General features: G+C 65.2%; 26 protein-coding genes. 4 read left to right on the forward strand and 22 right to left on the reverse strand.

What is annotated here, in order from left to right; translation table 11 throughout:
- Positions 1-54 precede the first annotated feature (54 nt).
- From BSL82_RS05745 to BSL82_RS05830, 19 genes are all read right to left on the reverse strand, one after another.
- Entirely contained in the window at positions 55-1,749 is a 1,695-nt protein-coding gene (locus tag BSL82_RS05745) for a terminase large subunit (RefSeq protein WP_083579067.1), read from the reverse strand.
- Positions 1,750-1,752: 3 nt separating this feature from the next.
- On the reverse strand, positions 1,753-2,334 hold the full coding sequence (locus BSL82_RS05750) for a P27 family phage terminase small subunit (protein ID WP_072596428.1): 582 nt from the start codon (positions 2,332-2,334) through the stop codon (positions 1,753-1,755).
- A 115-nt stretch (positions 2,335-2,449) separates the two neighbouring features.
- The gene (locus BSL82_RS05755; RefSeq protein ID WP_226998642.1) at positions 2,450-2,806 is read right to left on the reverse strand and encodes an HNH endonuclease; all 357 of its coding nucleotides are present in this window, start codon (positions 2,804-2,806) and stop codon (positions 2,450-2,452) included.
- Between the two features lie 166 nt (positions 2,807-2,972).
- Entirely contained in the window at positions 2,973-3,458 is a 486-nt protein-coding gene (locus tag BSL82_RS05760) for a hypothetical protein (RefSeq protein ID WP_072596430.1), read from the reverse strand.
- Entirely contained in the window at positions 3,430-4,287 is an 858-nt protein-coding gene (locus BSL82_RS05765; protein WP_072596431.1) for a hypothetical protein, read from the reverse strand. The genes BSL82_RS05760 and BSL82_RS05765 overlap by 29 nt, the downstream gene beginning before the upstream one ends.
- Entirely contained in the window at positions 4,284-4,622 is a 339-nt protein-coding gene (locus BSL82_RS05770) for a helix-turn-helix domain-containing protein (RefSeq protein WP_083579068.1), read from the reverse strand. The genes BSL82_RS05765 and BSL82_RS05770 overlap by 4 nt, the downstream gene beginning before the upstream one ends.
- On the reverse strand, positions 4,622-5,197 hold the full coding sequence (locus BSL82_RS05775; protein WP_226998643.1) for an MT-A70 family methyltransferase: 576 nt from the start codon (positions 5,195-5,197) through the stop codon (positions 4,622-4,624). Before BSL82_RS05775 ends, BSL82_RS05770 begins: the two co-directional genes overlap by 1 nt.
- Positions 5,194-7,098, reverse strand: coding sequence for a DNA cytosine methyltransferase (locus tag BSL82_RS05780; protein WP_072596432.1), 1,905 nt, complete (start codon positions 7,096-7,098; stop codon positions 5,194-5,196). The genes BSL82_RS05775 and BSL82_RS05780 overlap by 4 nt, the downstream gene beginning before the upstream one ends.
- A complete protein-coding gene (locus BSL82_RS20400) occupies positions 7,095-7,253 on the reverse strand; it encodes a hypothetical protein (protein WP_158010713.1) in 159 nt (52 codons plus the stop codon). Before BSL82_RS20400 ends, BSL82_RS05780 begins: the two co-directional genes overlap by 4 nt.
- Positions 7,250-7,543, reverse strand: coding sequence for a hypothetical protein (locus BSL82_RS05785; protein WP_072596433.1), 294 nt, complete (start codon positions 7,541-7,543; stop codon positions 7,250-7,252). The genes BSL82_RS20400 and BSL82_RS05785 overlap by 4 nt, the downstream gene beginning before the upstream one ends.
- On the reverse strand, positions 7,540-7,755 hold the full coding sequence (locus tag BSL82_RS05790) for a hypothetical protein (protein WP_072596434.1): 216 nt from the start codon (positions 7,753-7,755) through the stop codon (positions 7,540-7,542). Before BSL82_RS05790 ends, BSL82_RS05785 begins: the two co-directional genes overlap by 4 nt.
- Positions 7,756-7,759: 4 nt before the next feature.
- Complete coding sequence (locus BSL82_RS05795) at positions 7,760-8,653, reverse strand: hypothetical protein (protein ID WP_072596435.1); 894 nt, start codon at positions 8,651-8,653, stop codon at positions 7,760-7,762.
- Positions 8,654-8,656: 3 nt separating this feature from the next.
- The gene (locus tag BSL82_RS05800) at positions 8,657-9,001 is read right to left on the reverse strand and encodes a hypothetical protein (protein ID WP_072596436.1); all 345 of its coding nucleotides are present in this window, start codon (positions 8,999-9,001) and stop codon (positions 8,657-8,659) included.
- 1 nt (position 9,002) lies between these two features.
- Positions 9,003-9,944 carry a DUF2303 family protein gene (locus tag BSL82_RS05805; RefSeq protein WP_072596437.1) on the reverse strand — a complete coding sequence of 314 codons (942 nt, stop codon included), beginning with the start codon at positions 9,942-9,944 and terminating at the stop codon, positions 9,003-9,005.
- A gap of 13 nt (positions 9,945-9,957) precedes the next feature.
- Positions 9,958-10,389 (reverse strand): YfdP family phage-associated protein, encoded by a 432-nt coding sequence (locus BSL82_RS05810; RefSeq protein WP_072596438.1) that lies wholly within the window; start codon positions 10,387-10,389, stop codon positions 9,958-9,960.
- A complete protein-coding gene (locus BSL82_RS05815; RefSeq protein ID WP_158010714.1) occupies positions 10,386-11,033 on the reverse strand; it encodes a PLP-dependent aminotransferase family protein in 648 nt (215 codons plus the stop codon). The genes BSL82_RS05810 and BSL82_RS05815 overlap by 4 nt, the downstream gene beginning before the upstream one ends.
- A 19-nt stretch (positions 11,034-11,052) precedes the next feature.
- On the reverse strand, positions 11,053-11,520 hold the full coding sequence (locus BSL82_RS05820) for a hypothetical protein (protein ID WP_072596440.1): 468 nt from the start codon (positions 11,518-11,520) through the stop codon (positions 11,053-11,055).
- Positions 11,517-11,699: a hypothetical protein gene (locus BSL82_RS05825; protein ID WP_072596441.1), complete on the reverse strand. Its 183-nt coding sequence runs from the start codon at positions 11,697-11,699 to the stop codon at positions 11,517-11,519. The genes BSL82_RS05820 and BSL82_RS05825 overlap by 4 nt, the downstream gene beginning before the upstream one ends.
- The gene (locus tag BSL82_RS05830) at positions 11,696-11,950 is read right to left on the reverse strand and encodes a transcriptional regulator (protein ID WP_072596442.1); all 255 of its coding nucleotides are present in this window, start codon (positions 11,948-11,950) and stop codon (positions 11,696-11,698) included. The genes BSL82_RS05825 and BSL82_RS05830 overlap by 4 nt, the downstream gene beginning before the upstream one ends.
- 111 nt (positions 11,951-12,061) lie before the next feature.
- Here BSL82_RS05830 and BSL82_RS05835 point away from each other — a divergent pair, with 111 nt between their 5' ends.
- Both BSL82_RS05835 and BSL82_RS05840 read left to right on the forward strand, forming a co-directional pair.
- The gene (locus tag BSL82_RS05835; RefSeq protein WP_158010715.1) at positions 12,062-12,499 is read left to right on the forward strand and encodes a helix-turn-helix domain-containing protein; all 438 of its coding nucleotides are present in this window, start codon (positions 12,062-12,064) and stop codon (positions 12,497-12,499) included.
- A 299-nt stretch (positions 12,500-12,798) separates the two neighbouring features.
- A complete protein-coding gene (locus BSL82_RS05840; RefSeq protein ID WP_072596444.1) occupies positions 12,799-13,119 on the forward strand; it encodes a helix-turn-helix domain-containing protein in 321 nt (106 codons plus the stop codon).
- A 26-nt stretch (positions 13,120-13,145) separates the two neighbouring features.
- Here the strand turns inward: BSL82_RS05840 and BSL82_RS05845 are convergent, their stop codons facing one another.
- The 3 genes from BSL82_RS05845 to BSL82_RS05855 all read right to left on the reverse strand — a co-directional run bounded on the left by BSL82_RS05845 (position 13,146) and on the right by BSL82_RS05855 (position 14,453).
- Positions 13,146-13,640 carry a hypothetical protein gene (locus BSL82_RS05845; protein WP_072596445.1) on the reverse strand — a complete coding sequence of 165 codons (495 nt, stop codon included), beginning with the start codon at positions 13,638-13,640 and terminating at the stop codon, positions 13,146-13,148.
- Positions 13,637-14,023, reverse strand: coding sequence for a hypothetical protein (locus BSL82_RS05850; RefSeq protein WP_072596446.1), 387 nt, complete (start codon positions 14,021-14,023; stop codon positions 13,637-13,639). The genes BSL82_RS05845 and BSL82_RS05850 overlap by 4 nt, the downstream gene beginning before the upstream one ends.
- Positions 14,024-14,084: 61 nt before the next feature.
- Positions 14,085-14,453 (reverse strand): hypothetical protein, encoded by a 369-nt coding sequence (locus BSL82_RS05855; protein ID WP_072596447.1) that lies wholly within the window; start codon positions 14,451-14,453, stop codon positions 14,085-14,087.
- Between the two features lie 120 nt (positions 14,454-14,573).
- On the opposite strand from BSL82_RS05855, the gene BSL82_RS05860 reads away from it, so the two are divergent.
- A complete protein-coding gene (locus BSL82_RS05860) occupies positions 14,574-15,029 on the forward strand; it encodes a hypothetical protein (protein WP_072596448.1) in 456 nt (151 codons plus the stop codon).
- A complete protein-coding gene (locus BSL82_RS20405) occupies positions 15,029-15,196 on the forward strand; it encodes a hypothetical protein (protein ID WP_158010716.1) in 168 nt (55 codons plus the stop codon). Before BSL82_RS05860 ends, BSL82_RS20405 begins: the two co-directional genes overlap by 1 nt.
- The last annotated feature ends 2 nt before the right edge of the window (positions 15,197-15,198 follow it).

Here is a 15,198-nt window from a genome sequence, read left to right on the forward strand (position 1 = left end):
GGGTGCGCGTCGGGGGGCGACCACGAGAATAGACGACTGATCCAGTTCATCCGTTCAGACCATCATCAGGCCACGGGTTTCATAGACCGATGGCTTCTCAATCTCGGTCCCCATCGCCACTCCCAGCCCCATGATCGTGGCCACGATGCCGTCGATCCGTTCGGTCGACTTGTTCTTGGCCGGTTTCAGATTATCGGCAGGGTCGGTTTCCACCGCCACCACCTGCGCATGACGACGAAGCACCGGGTGCCCGCCATGTTCGAACCCGTTGCACAGCACCAGGCGCTCGAGCTCTTTCGACGGCGCCGCCATCGAGGCGAAGCCCTGACCAAACAGGTTGACGCTCAAACCCTCAGTCATGAGCTCGGTCGAAATCTGCGTGGCATTCCACCGGTCGATCGCCAGCGTGCCGACCCGGAATTGTTCAGCGTCCCGGTAGACCTGGTCCTTGATGTACGCATAGTCCATCACATTGCCAGGAGTGGCGGTGATCGCGCCTTCCGTTACCCATTGGCCGTACTTCAGCTTGTCGCGCTTCTCGTGAAGGCCGATCAGCGCGGCGGGCTTGAAGAACCGGAGCAGCAGCGCCGGCATCTCCAGTCCGTCCTGCATCGGAAACCACCATGCCAGCGCGGAAAGATCCGTTGTCGAAGAAAGGTCCAGCCCGCCGCAGCAATATTTGCCGCGCAGGTAAGGCTCCAATTCCTTCCACGTCCGATCCGTGCGGCAATAATCCCATCCGAACTTCCGGCCGTCGTCGTCGATCGCATCGATCGGCAGCCAGCGCGTGGCCTGTTCGGTCCAGATGTTCAGATGATAGCTCTTGAATCCGTTCTCCAGGCGCGGAAGCTGGCGAGCGCGTCGGCATTCCGCCTCCAGCGTCTCCAGTTTCTTCGAAATGCCCAGGTTCGGGTTGGCCTTTGCCCACACCTTCGGATCGGTCCAATCGTCGTCGGCATTGGCGGCATAGACCACAACCAGCGTCTCTGGATCGTCGAGCTCACCGCCGAGGATCTTCTCGCACTCTTCCCAGGCTTCCTCGCCATAGCCGCCCTTCTTTCCGGCGGTGGAGATGAGGAATTCCAGCGGTTGACGTCTCGCGCCCTCGGAATCGTGGACGAACTGGTACAGCTCGCCGGACACCCATTCGTGAATTTCGTCTCCGATCAACCCCGAGGCCGACAGTCCATGCTTGCCCGTCGGCCGTCCCGACAGCGGCTTGAACGATGCATTCAGCGCGGGGCAGTAGATCGCCGTCTTCAGGCATTCCAGCGCGTCCGACAACGTCGCGGATTTACCCGCCATCGCCGCCGCCTTGTCGAACACGAGCCGCGCCTGGTTGGCGTCGGTCGCGATCGAATAGACCTGGCCGCCGAACTCGGCATCGCCGAGCAGCATTAGCAGCGCTATGCCCGCCGCCAGCTCGGTCTTGCCGTTCTTTCGCGGCACCCACACATAGCAGCGCCGATAACGCCGCGTTCCGTCCGCGCGCTTCCACCCGAAGAGCGGGCGGATGATGTCGTGTTCCTGCCAGCCCTCCAAAATGAACGGGCGGCCTGCCCATTCACCCTCCGTCAGACAGACATGTTCGGCAAAGAACGCGACGGCCGCGGCGGCAGCCGACTCGTCATACCAATACTCACCGTCGCGCCAGAGCCGCGCCTTGGTGTCCCAGATGGCATCTGGCCCTACTGCGCGCGGCCGCTTTCGCGAGCGCGTGCGGCGGGCAGCACCGCATTGAACGGCCATGGATCAGTTCATCAGGAAGCCGACCGCAGGCTTGTTCTTCGCCGAAACCTTGGCCGCCACCGATGGCGCAGCGGGCTTTGCCGCTGGCGACGGTTGCGTCTGCCCACCGAACAGATCCGGCGAATTGCCCGCCGATGCGCGGGCTGCGAATATCCGCTGCCGCTCGGCAGTGTTCAACCCATAACGATCTTCGAAGGATTCCAGACGGCGGTCCAACGCAATCGCCGCGTCCAGTGCCGGGTGGCGGCGCTTCAATGGCGTGGTCAGATGTTGCGAACCGACCTCGTAGAACAGTTGTTCGCCATCCAGCGTCGCCATCGCCGAGAGCCACAGCGCGAAGTTCTTGCAGTACCTCCCCAGCGTGAACGCATCGACGGGCGCAGCCAGTTTCATCGCCACAAGGCGCGGCATCAGGTCGTTCCACACCTCCAGCGCCGAATCTTTCAGCCACGCCGGCGCGGCCATTCGATGATCGTCTTGCGCTGGCGCATCGACAGCGGGGTCCGCGCCGATCCGGCGGCGGCCAGAATTGCCCTTGGCGACCTTCACCGCCGCAGGTTCTGGTTTGGGCCCACGTCGCGACATCGAACTAACCTCTTGATCCTCAGAAAAAAAGTTTCCGGAAACCTGCGCGCATAAAAATTTGGTTAGGCGGCGGTCTCCAGGCCGAAGGGCCCTGAACTTTCGACCCGCCCCCCCCCTATCGACGCCCGCGAGCGAACCCCTGCTCCCTCGCCGTGCGGCGGGAGTGACACGGCTTGCACCGCACCCGCAGGTTGCCCTTGTCCAGCCTCAGATCGGGCCGCTCCTCGATCGATAGCAGGTGATCGGCCTCCAGCAGCGGCAGGATGGAGCCCGCATCCGCCTTGCGCTTCACGCCCAGGCATCCGCAATCCTCGCACCGATAGCCGCGCTCTTCGATCACTTGATCGCGCACCGCCATCCAGTCCCGGTCATAGCCGCGCTTGAACGCCGACCCGCGCCAGCGATCATGCTCCCGCTTGCGCTCCCGCTCTCCCTGCCGAGCGCCACCGCCTGCGCGAAACACTGGCGGCATCGTTGGCATCGGATGATCCCCAAAAGCATGCGGCCCGCACAGGGCCGAAGCACCGCACGAGCCGCATAGTTGCCAAACAAGGAGAGGACCGAAGGGTTGAACACGCAACAACCCGACGATGACGTTGGAATACCTCGAAAAGCCCCTGATCCGAACAAACTTTATTTCACGAAACGGCAAATTGTTGATCTTGACCGGCGTTTCGCCTTTGCGCCCCGTGGCTTAGCTGGCGACAGATTGCCGTGATCGCACGGCTGTAGCGCATCCTCAGCCCGTCCGCGCCCATCCTCAGCCCCATCTGCGGCAGCAGCGCCCGCCACGGCACCTGCCGCTCGCCCCGTGCCAGAGCGCGCGCAGCGAGGATCACGAGCCGCCTGTCACGCTCCGGCGCCAGCAGCAGCCACTCGGTCGCCTGGTCCCGCCTTGCCACCTGGGCGCGCGTCAATGGCATCGGGCGCGGCACCGCCTCGTCGTCGGCATAGTCGCCGAAGTGATTGTGTCGGCAGAACTCGGGCCAGAACGCGCGGATGTGCAGCCACGCCGCCTCGCGGTCGGGCGTCCGCCACCAGAACCCCATCGCCTCGACAAGCCGCGCCTCCACCTCGCCAAAGGTCCATGCCTCGCTATCCCGCCGCACGTCGCCGCATGTCATCCTGCCTGATCTCCACCTTGAGCCCGAACCTGCCTGCCACCGGCCTGATGCGGCCGATCAGATTGTTGCCGATGTGCTCGCCATGAACCCGCGTCGCGGCGATGATCGAAAGCCACCCGTCGTGGATCACCACCGCGCACGGATCGATCCAGCCTCGATAGGTGCCGTCACCCAGCTCCACGGCCAGCGCCCGACGGACGCGCGCGCAAAACTCCGACTCCCCGGGATGATCGAAGCGGATGGGCACCGCTCCCCTCGACGAGCCATAGGGCAGTTCCGCCGCTCCGGAGGCCGAGGCCCTGCGCCTGCCCTTCCGCTTGCCCCTGGGCGGCGTCGCCGCTGGCTCGGCATCACCGGATCGGCCCCCTCGTGCGTCCACACGAGCGTCCACGCGCGCCCAGCCCTGCGCGTGTGTGGATATATTTTCTTTTAGGGGGGTCTGGGGGGAACTTTCTTTTATTGGGACATCCGTCCCCGATGTCCCGCAATGTCCCGCCACGGGCGCTGCATTATTATGCACTTCCCACATGCGGCCCGCGCCCGCCACCAGCGCAACGTCCGCATTCCGGGGCTTTTCCGTCCCTCCCGCCGCGTCGGCGCCATGGGACACGGGCGGGACATGGTGGGACATATGTCCCGACCTGCGCCAACGGTACAGCCGCTTGCGCACTGAATCCGGGTTGGCGCTATAGACCCGCCCGCCCGCAGCAGCGCCCATCACGCCCAGCGTGGCCAGATCGGCCTCCATCTCGGCAATCGCGGCCACCAGCGCGTCGCCGGTAATGCCTGCGGCGATCAGATGCTTGCAGGCCGTGGCGATGATGCTCATGCGGCACCGTCTTCCATCAGCCGGTCGGTCAGCACCTCGAATGCCCGGTCGCTCTGCCGCAGCTCGCATGCGCGCCGCTCGGCATTGGCGATGGTCGTGTGATGCCGGTCGCCCAGTCGCCGCCCGATCTCCGGCAGCGACATCCGCAAGCGCCGCCGCGCCACCCACACCACGGCAAAGCGGCACCAGCAGACCGACGGCCAGAGCGCAGGCCCGATCATCATAGAAACCGTCACGTCCGCTGCGTCGGCGACGGCCGACAATATTTCTCGAAACGGGTCGGGCTGCCCCAGCACGCGGGCGCGCACGGCCTGAAGATCGGGTGTCGACGCCATCACGCGGCAGCCCCGAACTTGTCCGTCTGATTTCCCCACACGGTCCAGCCAGCACGCGGCGCGCGGGCGAACAGCTCCAGGTACGGGCCGTCGAACATCACCTCGATGTCGGCGTGAATGCGGTCAGGCTTGCGGCTGTGCGCGCGCACCGGCTCGACCACGAGCTGGCGGACACCGCGCGATTTCGGAAGTCCGGGCGCACCCATCCTGGCGATCAGGCAGACTTCCGGATTGGCGCGCGTGTAATAGCCCGTTCCCATGAACCAGCCTTCGCCGCTGCGGTTCTGCTTGGCCCAGGTGAAGCCGACCGTCACATAGGTGAACCCCCAATGGCGGATCACGTCCAGCGCTTCGGGCAGCAGGGGGTCGATCACCCAGCAGAACAGCACACAGTCGCGCGCTGCCAGATGGCCGACGGGCAGGGCCTTGATGTCGGCGATCGACATGCAGTCGTAATGCTGGTTCGGATTGCGTCCCTCGCCCGCTTCCGACCAGTTTTCAAACCGCCACGGCGGATCGGCGAGGATGACCCGGTGCCCGAACATGGGGATATCGCCAAAGGGCCAATCGCTCATGCCGCCACCTTGGCCGCATCACCGTCGTCCCCAGGCCCTCCGCTGGCGGAGGCCATCGCCGGGAAATTCGCACGCACCAGCGCCGCCGCCATGTCCGGGCACACGCTGTTGCCGATCTTCGCGATCTGGTGGGTGATCGGCAGCCGCCCATATTTGCGGTTGCCCTTTTCGGTCAGATACCAGCAGACCGGATCGAGCACGTAATCGCGCGGAAATCCCTGCGCGTTCGCCAGCTCGCGCGGCGTCAGCATCCGCATGCCGATATCGACCAGCACGAATGTGACGGCATCGATCGTAACCGTCACCACGGCAAATCGCGGCTTGGCGGTGATGACATCGATCGGTTGATCGACCGCCTGGTGCTGGCCGACTTCCGAGCCGTAATATTTGACCAGGAAGGCCGCGACCTTCACCGCCCGGTCCATCATCTCCGGCGGCAGCGCATCGGCTTCCACCAATGTCGTCTGGACAATCTGCTGCTGCGTTCCCCGATGAACGATCGTCGACAGCGGCCGATCGGCGGCGCGGCCGACGACGCCGGTGTTGTGCTGCGCGAGGAATGCGGCGACGGCGGCATGCTTGCCCCCGCCCGCCACCACGGTCCCGAGCGGCTTCTCGATATCGAGCGCGCGCGGTGCCTGCCCCTTGCGCTCGCCATAGCCCGCCTGCACCAGCGTCGCCGCCACCATATTCTGGTGCGCGCCGCCTGCGGTGATCGTGTGGGTCGGCTCATCGGCGGCCGTGTAGGGCTTGGCCGAATTGCGGTTTGTCATAACGTGCGGTGCCAGCACCACCTTCGCCACGCCATGATGAAGGCCGCCCGCCGTGATCGCGCCCAGCGGCGCTTCCACATCCTCGCCTTCGCTATGGCGGCGCAGCTTGATCAGGTTCGCCGCCGTGACCGCCAGTTCGCCACCCTTGGCCGTCGTGATCGTCCGCAACGGCTCTTCGATCGAATGCGCCGTCGCGCCGTTCTTCGTGTGGGTGATCGGCACGATCCCGGGGGAAACAGCTGCCATCTCGCCCCGATGCGCCCCCGTCACCGTCGACAGCGGCGCGTCCACGTCATATACCCGGCCCGGTCCGCCATGATGCGTCAGCGGCACGATGAACGGCTTGGCGCTGTTGACGACATAGCGCATCACGCCTGCGGCGATGCGGCGGCAGGTCGCATCCTTCAGCGGACGCTTGCGGTCGAAGATCGACGCGCACGGGATCGACCAGTCGATGCACTCGGCGGCCGTCCGCCATGGCAGCAGCTTGCCGCGCTTCACCTCGCGGGATTCGGGATGGCCATGCGTCGGCTTCGGCCATGTGATCGGCAAGCCGTCGCGGCGCGCGATCAGGAACAGCCGCTTGCGCGAGGTGGGCGCGCCGAAATCGCAGGCGCGAAGCTCGCGGTGCTGCACCTTGTATCCAAGCCGCTTGATGCGGCGCACCCACAGGTTGAATTCCTCGCCCTGCCGTTCCCTGATCGGCTTGCCCTCGGCGTCGAGCGGCCCCCACTGGCGGAATTCCTCGACATTCTCCAGCATGATGACCTGCGGCGCGCCAGCGCCGATCGGCGTAGATCGCTGCAGCCGCTCGATCCAGTGCGGCACCACCCAGGCCATGTCGCGGATGTTCTTGTCGCGCGGCTTTCCGCCCTTGGCCTTGCTGTGATGCTTGCAGTCGGGCGAGAACCAGGCGAGCAGCACCGGCGCGCCGCCGGTCGCGTCGAGCGGATCGACGGAAAAGATCGACTGGCAGTAATGGCGCGTCGACGGATGGTTCGCCGCATGCACCGCGACCGCCGCTTCGTCATGGTTGATGGCGACGTCGACCGCGCGGCCAAGCCCCGTCTCGATCCCGGTGGAAGCCCCGCCCCCGCCCGCGAAATTGTCGACGATCAGGCCGGTCACGCCCGCCGCTCCCGCTCATATTTGCACCAGCGCGACAGGCTGATCTCCAGCTGGAACTGGCCCACGCGCACCACCAGCACGCGCCCGTCGAATGTGCGGTCGCGCTCATCCATCGTGGTGTGCAGCGGCAGCCCGATGTGAAACCAGCGGCTCACGCCCGCGCCTCCCGCATTGAGCCCGCCAGCTTTTTGAGATCACCGACCAGCCTGAAGCGAACCGACTTTTTGCCATTCAGGTCGACATATTCTGCCACGCCCGCCTCGATCAGCGCGCGAGCCGTCGACGGCAGAAACGGTGCATGCTCTCCCTGTCCCAGGAAGATGCGCCCACCTCCGTTCACTCTTGCGACGGCGACGTCAGACCCGTGATCCAGCATCCACTGGACGGCGCGCCTCTGCGCCTCACTCAGCCCACGGATGGTGTCGGAGACAGTCTTCACGCTCACAACAGCCCCCGCCCGGCGGCTTTGGCCGATCGCGCCTTGTGATCAGGGCACAGATGCACCCATTGCCCGCCTTCGCGCGCCACGGCCCAGCCCGCGCGCTTGGCCGCCTCCAGCGCGACGCTGATTGCCGCCTCAAAGCTCCGGTGCACCGCAGCGCACGGCTGCCTGTCGCAGGCGATGCTGACTGCGATGCCCCTGCCCCCATCGATCATGTCGTCACTCCCCCTCGCCACTCCAGCTCCAGCCCCAGCCCGGCCCAACCGGGTCGTGAAGCGCCTGCACAACCCGCACGTCCGTCGCCCCGCTCGCGCGCCAGTGCGCGGCGGCCAGATGACCGGCAAGCCATCCCCGCATCGCGCCTGAAATCCGCTCCACGCGCGCGTCGGCGTCCTGCTCTGGCCGCACCTTCAGGTCGATATCCGCCAGTTCGCCGGGCGCGAGGATCACAACCGCGCCGGGCCGGTCGATCATCAGCGGCCTTCGCCCCGGGTCCGCCTCCGGCTGCCAGATCGGCAGCGCGCCCTCGGCGTCGCGCACCGCACCGCCCTGCAGCTCGTGCACGCTCGGCACCGCCACGGCCCGCACCTTTTGTCCGCAGGCGATCAGCGCCTGCGCATGCAGCCACACCGCCCGAAGGCCGAGGCCCACGATCAGCGGTCCGTCCGCAGGCGCCCACGGGTCGGTCAGCCAGAACCCGGCTCCCTTTTGCTGGCCGAAAGTCTTGATCGCGGGCCGGGGCATCCCGTCAGGCCCGGCAAAGCGCCGCAGCGTCCGCCCATCGCCGGTCAAGTACAGCGCCATCACCCCCGCCAATGTGCCGGGCAGCGGCTCCAGCGGCAGCAACAGCGCAGGCGCGCTCGGCGCATCGTCCGGCCCGCCGCCCGCGCGCCACGGCCCGGTCGGGCAATGCGGGTGCCAGCGCATCCGGTCCACCGCGCCGGGCACGCCGTCCAGCTGCAGGCCCTGCCGGCGCAGCCACATTTCCGGCGCGTGAAATCGCCGCTCGGAAAGCGGCCAGGCCGAGTCCCATATCACCCGCGCCACAACGCCCGAATCCACCAGCGGCCGCTGGCGGCGAAGGGGCGATTGCACTGGCGCGGGCGCGGCCATGGTTCAGGGCTTCCCCCGCGCCGGATAGACTGTCGAAATCGAGACATCCGGCGAGGACGAAAGGTCCATGCCCAAGATTACCGGTGCGCCCTTGCCATGCAGCGCCCCCTCATGCGTCAGCGCGCCTTGCCAGCCCGCCACCGCCTCGTGCGCGAGGATGTCGTCATCACCGGGGCACGGAAGCGTGCCGTCATCGGCGCAGCGGATCACCGCCTCGACCTGGATCACCTCGATCTCCAGATAGGCGGCGATCACCCACACCGGATGATCGGCGCGCATTTCCAGCACCGCCCGCCGGTCACGCGGGCGCACGTCCCTGGCGATCTCCAGATCCGCTGCGTCGGTCATCTTATTCGGCCTTGCCGAGCAGCAGCGGCAGTTCGGTCTCCACCCGCACCTGCTCGCACGCTTCCTTGAAGGCATGGTCGAACACGCGGTCGGTGCGCCACAGCTCGTACCAGAACTTCAGCTGCCCCTGCATCTGGCGATAGCGCAGCCGCGCCAGCACCCGATAGAACGCGCCGTTCCGGAAAACCGGAATGCCGATGATGAACACCGTCGGCACGCGCACGCGGTCGCCTGCGATCGCCGTGTCATGCGTGCTGGTGAACTGCACCTCGCCTTCGCCGGTCGACAGGTTGCGCACTTCGTTGACGGTCGCCTTCTCGTTCACCTTCAGGCTCAGCGACATGGCGATCAGCTGCGATGGCGTTGCGACCGCCCCGCCCGTCGCGTCGACGAACATCTGCTGTTCGCGGTTCAGCTCATCCTCGCCGGGGATCAGCTGCAGCACGTCGATCACCCGGTCTTCCAGAAACGCCGCGAATTCGATCATCGACATCGGTGCCTTGTCGGCCTCCTGCCAAGCCTGCCATTCGTCGGAGAGCGGAAAGGCGAAATGCGCCCGGTGCTTGCCAAAGCGCGGGTCGCCCTCATGCCCCTGCCGGTGATAGTCGATCACCGCCGTCAGGCTGGGCGCGGCGCGATCGTCGCTGGCGAAGATGATCGAGTCTTCATCCTTGAAGCGGTTGACGTGACCGACAAAGCTTTCCAGCGCGGTCAGCACCGCCGTGCCGCTGCGCCTGAGCGGCTTTTCGCGGAACGGGTCGAAGTCCTGCGGGCTGAACAGCTTGACGTTTTGCTGCTGCCCGGTGACCAGCACCGGTATTTCCTCGCCGGTCGCATCCTTCACGACTTCGATGCGCGGTTCATAATACTGTTCCACGACTTCACGCACAGCGCGGATCACGTCTCCGGTGCGCTCGGGCGGAATAATTGAACTGTCGGTCATTGGACGTCCTTTCTCAGATGTTGCGGAAGCCGCCCGATCCGCTCACATCGCGGACGCCGAACAGCTGGCCCTGGTTGGGCGCATGGGGGGTCAGGCGGCCGTCCTCGGTCGCCCAGGTGATCGATCGCTGCCGCTTTTCCTCCGGCAGCTTCACCTTCGTCTTGGCGGTCACGAAAAACGCCGATCCTTCCAGCATGAAGTCCAGCGTCAGGGTCAGCTGCCCCTTGCTCTTGCCGCCATGGCTGATCGCGCTGTCGCGCATTTCGCTCACCAGCTCGCGCAGCTCGCCCGCCACGTCCTGGTCCAGCTGTCCGCCTTCCAGAAACGCCACGAGCTGGCTGAACGTGCCTGCCGCCGGGATCAGCCGGTTGCCATCGGCGGCGCGTTCGGGGGGTATGATTTCGGGTTCTGCCTGCGGCATGTCGTCGCCTTCCTTCTGGCTCATGATGTTGCCCTTTCGTGGGATGCTGCCGTCTCTCCGGCTGTCATGGCGGTGGACGCCACGCGCCCGCCGAAGTCCGTTGCGCCCCAGCGGCGCTTGCCGAATTCGGCGATCTCCGATCGCGCCAGCCCCGCTTCCTCCAGCAGCTCCAGCGCGTCGATCAGGTCGAACCGGGTGAACAGGAAAAAGCCCGCGATATGCTGCTCGCTGTGCAGGCCCGGATCGGCCTTCAGCCAGTCGCGCAGCCGCTCCGCCCTCACCTGCGCCCCTGTCACATGGTCCGGCTCGCGAGCGTCCGTGATCGCATCGGCCAGCGGCGCGCTCCGCATCAGCGCTTCCCAATAGGTCGATTGCCCCTGATAGGCGGGCGCGATCTCGCGGATCAGCCGGTGCCGCACCGCGATCTTCAGCGCCGCCCGCGCCCGGTCATGATAGAATCCGCACCCCGCCGCGATATTGCCGACGCGGCATGGCACCAGCTCGCGCGCCAGCCAGGCCGTCGCCACCAGCGCATCGGGCGCGATGCCGGACAGCGACCGGTCGATCGCGACACATCGTTCGGCGACCAGCGCCTGCCATGTCCCCGGCGATCCCGCCCCCTGCCGCGCCTGCCGCGCCGCGCCCTTCGGCCGTTCCGGTGTCGACATCGTCCCCCCCAGCATCGGCTCAGCCCCCCGCCCTGCCCGATCGCAGCCGGTCCGCCTGTTCGATGATCGCCGCCAGCTGGGGCAGCAGCGGCCGCAGCGCATCGGCCACAGCCAGCGTCTCGCGATGGTCGCGGACGCCATCGGCATTGGCTTCGGCCAGCGCGCCCGCGACGCTCGCTAGGCCCGAGATCATCCGCAGGTCATGCGCTTCGTCGGCGTAGAGCGGCGCGAGCCGAAAGCCATAGGCCGCCAGCAGTTCGTCCAGCGCGGTCGCGTCCAGCGCCAGCAGGTTCAGCGTGGTATGCAGCTTCAGGCTGGTGGTTTCGTCGCGCGCGTTGCGGATGGTCTTTTCATCGCAGCCCGCATCCAACGCGACGCGAGACGGGCCATGCGCCTTCACCACCCGCTGCAGCCCCAGCGCCAGCATGCGCCGGGCCTCCGATTCCGTCAGACGTTGCGGTGCGGGAAGGACTTTACCGCCGCTCATTGGATAGAACCTCCACCATGACTGGAACCCGACCGTCCATTCGCCAGCGCGATCAGCAGCTCCGCCACCACCTGGCGGCGCAGATCGGCGTCGTCTCCGGTGGACTCCCGAGCCGCCTGCTCAACCATGCTGCTGCTGCCGCCACATCGCGGCGCGACGACGATGCGCCCGCCCCTCACGCGGCTTCGCTTTCGGCGTTGCCCGCGGGTTCGGGCGGATATAGGTCAGGCCGCAGCCGATGGCGCGGAACGCCCGTCCCGGCCTCGACCTTCAGCACATATTTTGCGGGCAGCGCGGATCCCTTCTGGAGCAGCTGCCAGATGTTGCCCTGCGTACAGCCGCACATCGTCGCCAGCGCCGTTTGTGACCCTGCCGCCTCCAGCGCTTCAAGGAACGCGGCGTGTTCGGGAGATATGCCAATTTCGCTCATGCCGGATGGTGTAATAGAATGCTATTAGCTTCGTCAATAGGACACTACAATAGCAGGCTATTAACAAGCTGCTATTACCGTGGCATGCGCGTTGACCGGATCAAGGAAGCCATGGACAAGCTGGGCTGGGATCAGAGCCGGCTTGCGCGGGAGGTGGATTGCACCCAAGGGGCTATCTGGCAGATCCTCGACGGGAGGGTGCGCCGCAGCCGCCTCTTGCCTGATATTGCCGATGCGCTTGGCGTCTCGCTCGATTATCTGAAAGGACGCACGGACGATCCGGCGCAAAGCGCCGCGCCGAGGGCCAAGGCCGAGCCCCCGCCAAAAACCATCCTGCTCGGCGTTGCGTTGCCTAGTGAACGGTTGTTGCGGGGCATGTTTGAGGGCCTATTGCAAATCGCTGGCGTGACGGATGATGTGGATGAACGTGCCGCAACGCTCGCTCGGCTGCTGCCAGGCGCTCTTGAGCAAGCCGCAATTCGCTCCGCTGATAGCCGTCGACATCGCACGCCTGGTCAGCGCCAGACAGCTGCTCGATCTCATTCCTGAGGTCTTCGCACACCCCCTTGATTGTCGCGCAGGCCATGAGGCAGGCACTGCAATGCTCTTCACAGGCTGGCTCATCCAGATAGATTGCGTCGACCATCTTTCCCCCGATGTTCCTTGTTCGTTCTTATACCAGAACGAAAAAGATGGGGAATGCGTTAACGCCCGCTGACACCTGAATTCCCACCCCCGCGCGGCACTGATGTGCCATGAATCTTAACAGAATTATACTGTTACGGACGTAACCGTGAATTTACGGCTGTGTCATATCGCGGCTTATGCCAAGCCTCGACACTGCGGTAATGAAGGCCGCCCGCAAGAGGCGGAACCTGTCGCAGCAAAGGCTTGCTGAACTTCTCGGACGCGAACAGCCCACGATCCAGCGCTGGGAAGCCGGGAAATCCGCACCCAAGACGCTGCCGATGTTCGTCCAGCTGTGCGACGCGCTGGGCGTTTCGGCCGATGCGCTGCTCGGACGGCAGCCGGTTCCGAGCGCTGATTATCTGTTGAAGATCATCGACGAGGCCATGATCGGCCGCCGGGCGCTTCCCGCCGCCGATCGCCGCACCATCGCCGATGCCCTATGCAAGCGCCTTCGGCGAAGCGCGGGCTTGCCCGAGTAAAGTTGGATGAAGCCGATTCGTCCGGGCTAGGCGCGTTGCACGGCCAATCGAACCATCTTTTCCGTCGTTATTTGAATTCGAACCGGACCCCACAAGCTCACGATCAAAATGCACACGGGCGCAATCATGATTAATATAGCGGCAACAATCGGATTTGCCGCTAGGGCTGACGCGAAATAACGCAGCGCGAAACTGGACTTCATGTCTGCATATTTTCGGTCAGGTTCGTCAAACTTGAGGAAATTCAGACCTACCGCGCGCGCGATTGAATCGACCGTGCCGACAATGGCTGTCAACAACAGAAATATGCTTGCCCGAAATGACAGCGCCGTATGCAGTGCATGCTCGACAAACGCCCTGTCCTTGTTCGCGAGATCGGGTTTGCTGAGCAGGCTCGCACCCAGGTCGAACAATCGTTCTCGCATCGGATAAACCAGGTTCGCCAACACCCGCAAAAGTGCGATGTACCCAAAAATTATGGCCAGAACGGTGATCAGCCCATGAGCTTCAGCGTCAGTCATTTTCCATCTTCCTCCACCCTGTTGTGGGAGGGAATCAAAGGCAATTCAGGCTCCGCTTCATCCACCTTCGCCTTACTAATATAGGTCAAACGTGCATAGGTAAAAGTGGCAATCCGCTGTCGGAGTGCTGCGGGCAAACGCCGCATGAGCTGGTCCATGTCGCTGTGAAGTTTGCGATAATAGGCGAAGAGGTGAGCGAGCGACCACGCGCACATAAGCCCGAGGAACGCCATGGGGTGGTCAAATAGCCAATCGTTGGCGGCCATCACCGGCGCAAAAAAGCGCTCGATGACCTGAAGGCCGCCGAGCACGAGAACAATCTCCGCGACCAGTCTCTTGAGATAGCTCCACCAGCTCCAGTGCTGGTCCCCGGTATCGCTCACTGACGCGATCCATAACGCAGCCGGGTCACATATCCCTCGCGAACCAGATGGTCCGGCCCACTCAATCGGCCGGCCTGGTGGGCTTCACGACATCGACGTCGCGCAGCTCGGGGAAGCAGCGCTTCGCCGTGTCCCGCCAGATCCCTTTGACATTCCCACGCCACGTCCCATGGCCATAGAGCACGAGCTGTCGCTGCTCGCCCTCATGGATTTCCATGCTCATTATCGGGTCGCCGGGCGCAGCGAACATGATCCGCATGTACCAGTTGATCTTGACGCCGTCGGCAATCGGGACCGGCGTCGCCGTTCCGCGCTTTGCCCAGGTCTCGGTGACGCAGGCCTGAATCTCGGTGAGCGGCGCTGCCGAGGTAGCTGCCACATAGGATCGGTCAGCTGGAAACACGACCGCCGCCAGAATAAGTTCGATCACGTTGAACCCCCTGCGGCAGGATCATATCGCCTGCGGCATGGTCCCGCCCTAATAGTTTGCTATTGACTTAGATAATAGAATGCTATTTCTTCCGGCCCCATCAACCCATGGGAGCACATCATGCGTCACGATCCGGTCATTCCCGCCGCGCGGCTTGCCGCTGTCGACGGCTCCATTGTCCTTCCCCCCGCGCACGAGCAGCCCGATGTCCTGACGTCCGACTGGCTCGTGCTCCAGTTCGATCGGCTGCATGACACCGGCGAGGTGATCGGCGTCAGCGAAAGCCGGGGTGGCGCGCTTGCCGACGCCTTCGCTTGCGATCTGAACGAAGGCCGCATCATCGCCATCGCCCGCGTTGACACCGTGGTGCTTCCCGGCAGCACCCCCGGAAGGCCCGCCGTACTGGGGCCGCGCCGCGACCGCGACCGGGCCGAACCGCCATCTCCTGAAGCCGCGCAGCGCCGCGCCGATGCCCGCGCGGGCGTCAGGCTGGCCCGCGCCGTGCACAATTTCGCGCTCGGCTTTGCCGCCTGCGCGACGCTGATCTTCATCGGCGCGCTGGTGCGGGTGCTGTGATGGCGCACCTGTTCACGCCAGAGACGCTGGAGCTGATCGGCCTGACGGTGATCGTCGCCATCATCGCCGCGCTCATCGTCGCCACGCTCTGGAACCATGATCCGGATGCGCCACCGCCCTGCGGCGGCTGCGACAGCGCCTCCTGCATCCACTGCAACCCGTTCTGAGA

This window comes from Tardibacter chloracetimidivorans, from assembly GCF_001890385.1.
In the GTDB taxonomy this organism is placed as follows: domain Bacteria; phylum Pseudomonadota; class Alphaproteobacteria; order Sphingomonadales; family Sphingomonadaceae; genus Tardibacter; species Tardibacter chloracetimidivorans.

What these genes read in the sequence shown, in the direction of transcription:
- BSL82_RS05745 (WP_083579067.1), bottom strand. Translation starts at nt 1,749, where the DNA reads ATGGCCGTTCAATGCGGTGCTGCCCGCCGCACGCGCTCGCGAAAGCGG.
- BSL82_RS05750 (WP_072596428.1), bottom strand. Translation starts at nt 2,334, where the DNA reads ATGTCGCGACGTGGGCCCAAACCAGAACCTGCGGCGGTGAAGGTCGCC.
- BSL82_RS05755 (WP_226998642.1), bottom strand. Translation starts at nt 2,806, where the DNA reads ATGCCGCCAGTGTTTCGCGCAGGCGGTGGCGCTCGGCAGGGAGAGCGG.
- BSL82_RS05760 (WP_072596430.1), bottom strand. Translation starts at nt 3,458, where the DNA reads ATGACATGCGGCGACGTGCGGCGGGATAGCGAGGCATGGACCTTTGGC.
- BSL82_RS05765 (WP_072596431.1), bottom strand. Translation starts at nt 4,287, where the DNA reads ATGAGCATCATCGCCACGGCCTGCAAGCATCTGATCGCCGCAGGCATT.
- BSL82_RS05770 (WP_083579068.1), bottom strand. Translation starts at nt 4,622, where the DNA reads ATGGCGTCGACACCCGATCTTCAGGCCGTGCGCGCCCGCGTGCTGGGG.
- BSL82_RS05775 (WP_226998643.1), bottom strand. Translation starts at nt 5,197, where the DNA reads ATGAGCGATTGGCCCTTTGGCGATATCCCCATGTTCGGGCACCGGGTC.
- BSL82_RS05790 (WP_072596434.1), bottom strand. Translation starts at nt 7,755, where the DNA reads ATGATCGATGGGGGCAGGGGCATCGCAGTCAGCATCGCCTGCGACAGG.
- BSL82_RS05795 (WP_072596435.1), bottom strand. Translation starts at nt 8,653, where the DNA reads ATGGCCGCGCCCGCGCCAGTGCAATCGCCCCTTCGCCGCCAGCGGCCG.
- BSL82_RS05800 (WP_072596436.1), bottom strand. Translation starts at nt 9,001, where the DNA reads ATGACCGACGCAGCGGATCTGGAGATCGCCAGGGACGTGCGCCCGCGT.
- BSL82_RS05805 (WP_072596437.1), bottom strand. Translation starts at nt 9,944, where the DNA reads ATGACCGACAGTTCAATTATTCCGCCCGAGCGCACCGGAGACGTGATC.
- BSL82_RS05810 (WP_072596438.1), bottom strand. Translation starts at nt 10,389, where the DNA reads ATGAGCCAGAAGGAAGGCGACGACATGCCGCAGGCAGAACCCGAAATC.
- BSL82_RS05815 (WP_158010714.1), bottom strand. Translation starts at nt 11,033, where the DNA reads ATGTCGACACCGGAACGGCCGAAGGGCGCGGCGCGGCAGGCGCGGCAG.
- BSL82_RS05820 (WP_072596440.1), bottom strand. Translation starts at nt 11,520, where the DNA reads ATGAGCGGCGGTAAAGTCCTTCCCGCACCGCAACGTCTGACGGAATCG.
- BSL82_RS05830 (WP_072596442.1), bottom strand. Translation starts at nt 11,950, where the DNA reads ATGAGCGAAATTGGCATATCTCCCGAACACGCCGCGTTCCTTGAAGCG.
- BSL82_RS05835 (WP_158010715.1), top strand. Translation starts at nt 12,062, where the DNA reads ATGGACAAGCTGGGCTGGGATCAGAGCCGGCTTGCGCGGGAGGTGGAT.
- BSL82_RS05840 (WP_072596444.1), top strand. Translation starts at nt 12,799, where the DNA reads ATGAAGGCCGCCCGCAAGAGGCGGAACCTGTCGCAGCAAAGGCTTGCT.
- BSL82_RS05845 (WP_072596445.1), bottom strand. Translation starts at nt 13,640, where the DNA reads ATGACTGACGCTGAAGCTCATGGGCTGATCACCGTTCTGGCCATAATT.
- BSL82_RS05860 (WP_072596448.1), top strand. Translation starts at nt 14,574, where the DNA reads ATGCGTCACGATCCGGTCATTCCCGCCGCGCGGCTTGCCGCTGTCGAC.
- BSL82_RS20405 (WP_158010716.1), top strand. Translation starts at nt 15,029, where the DNA reads ATGGCGCACCTGTTCACGCCAGAGACGCTGGAGCTGATCGGCCTGACG.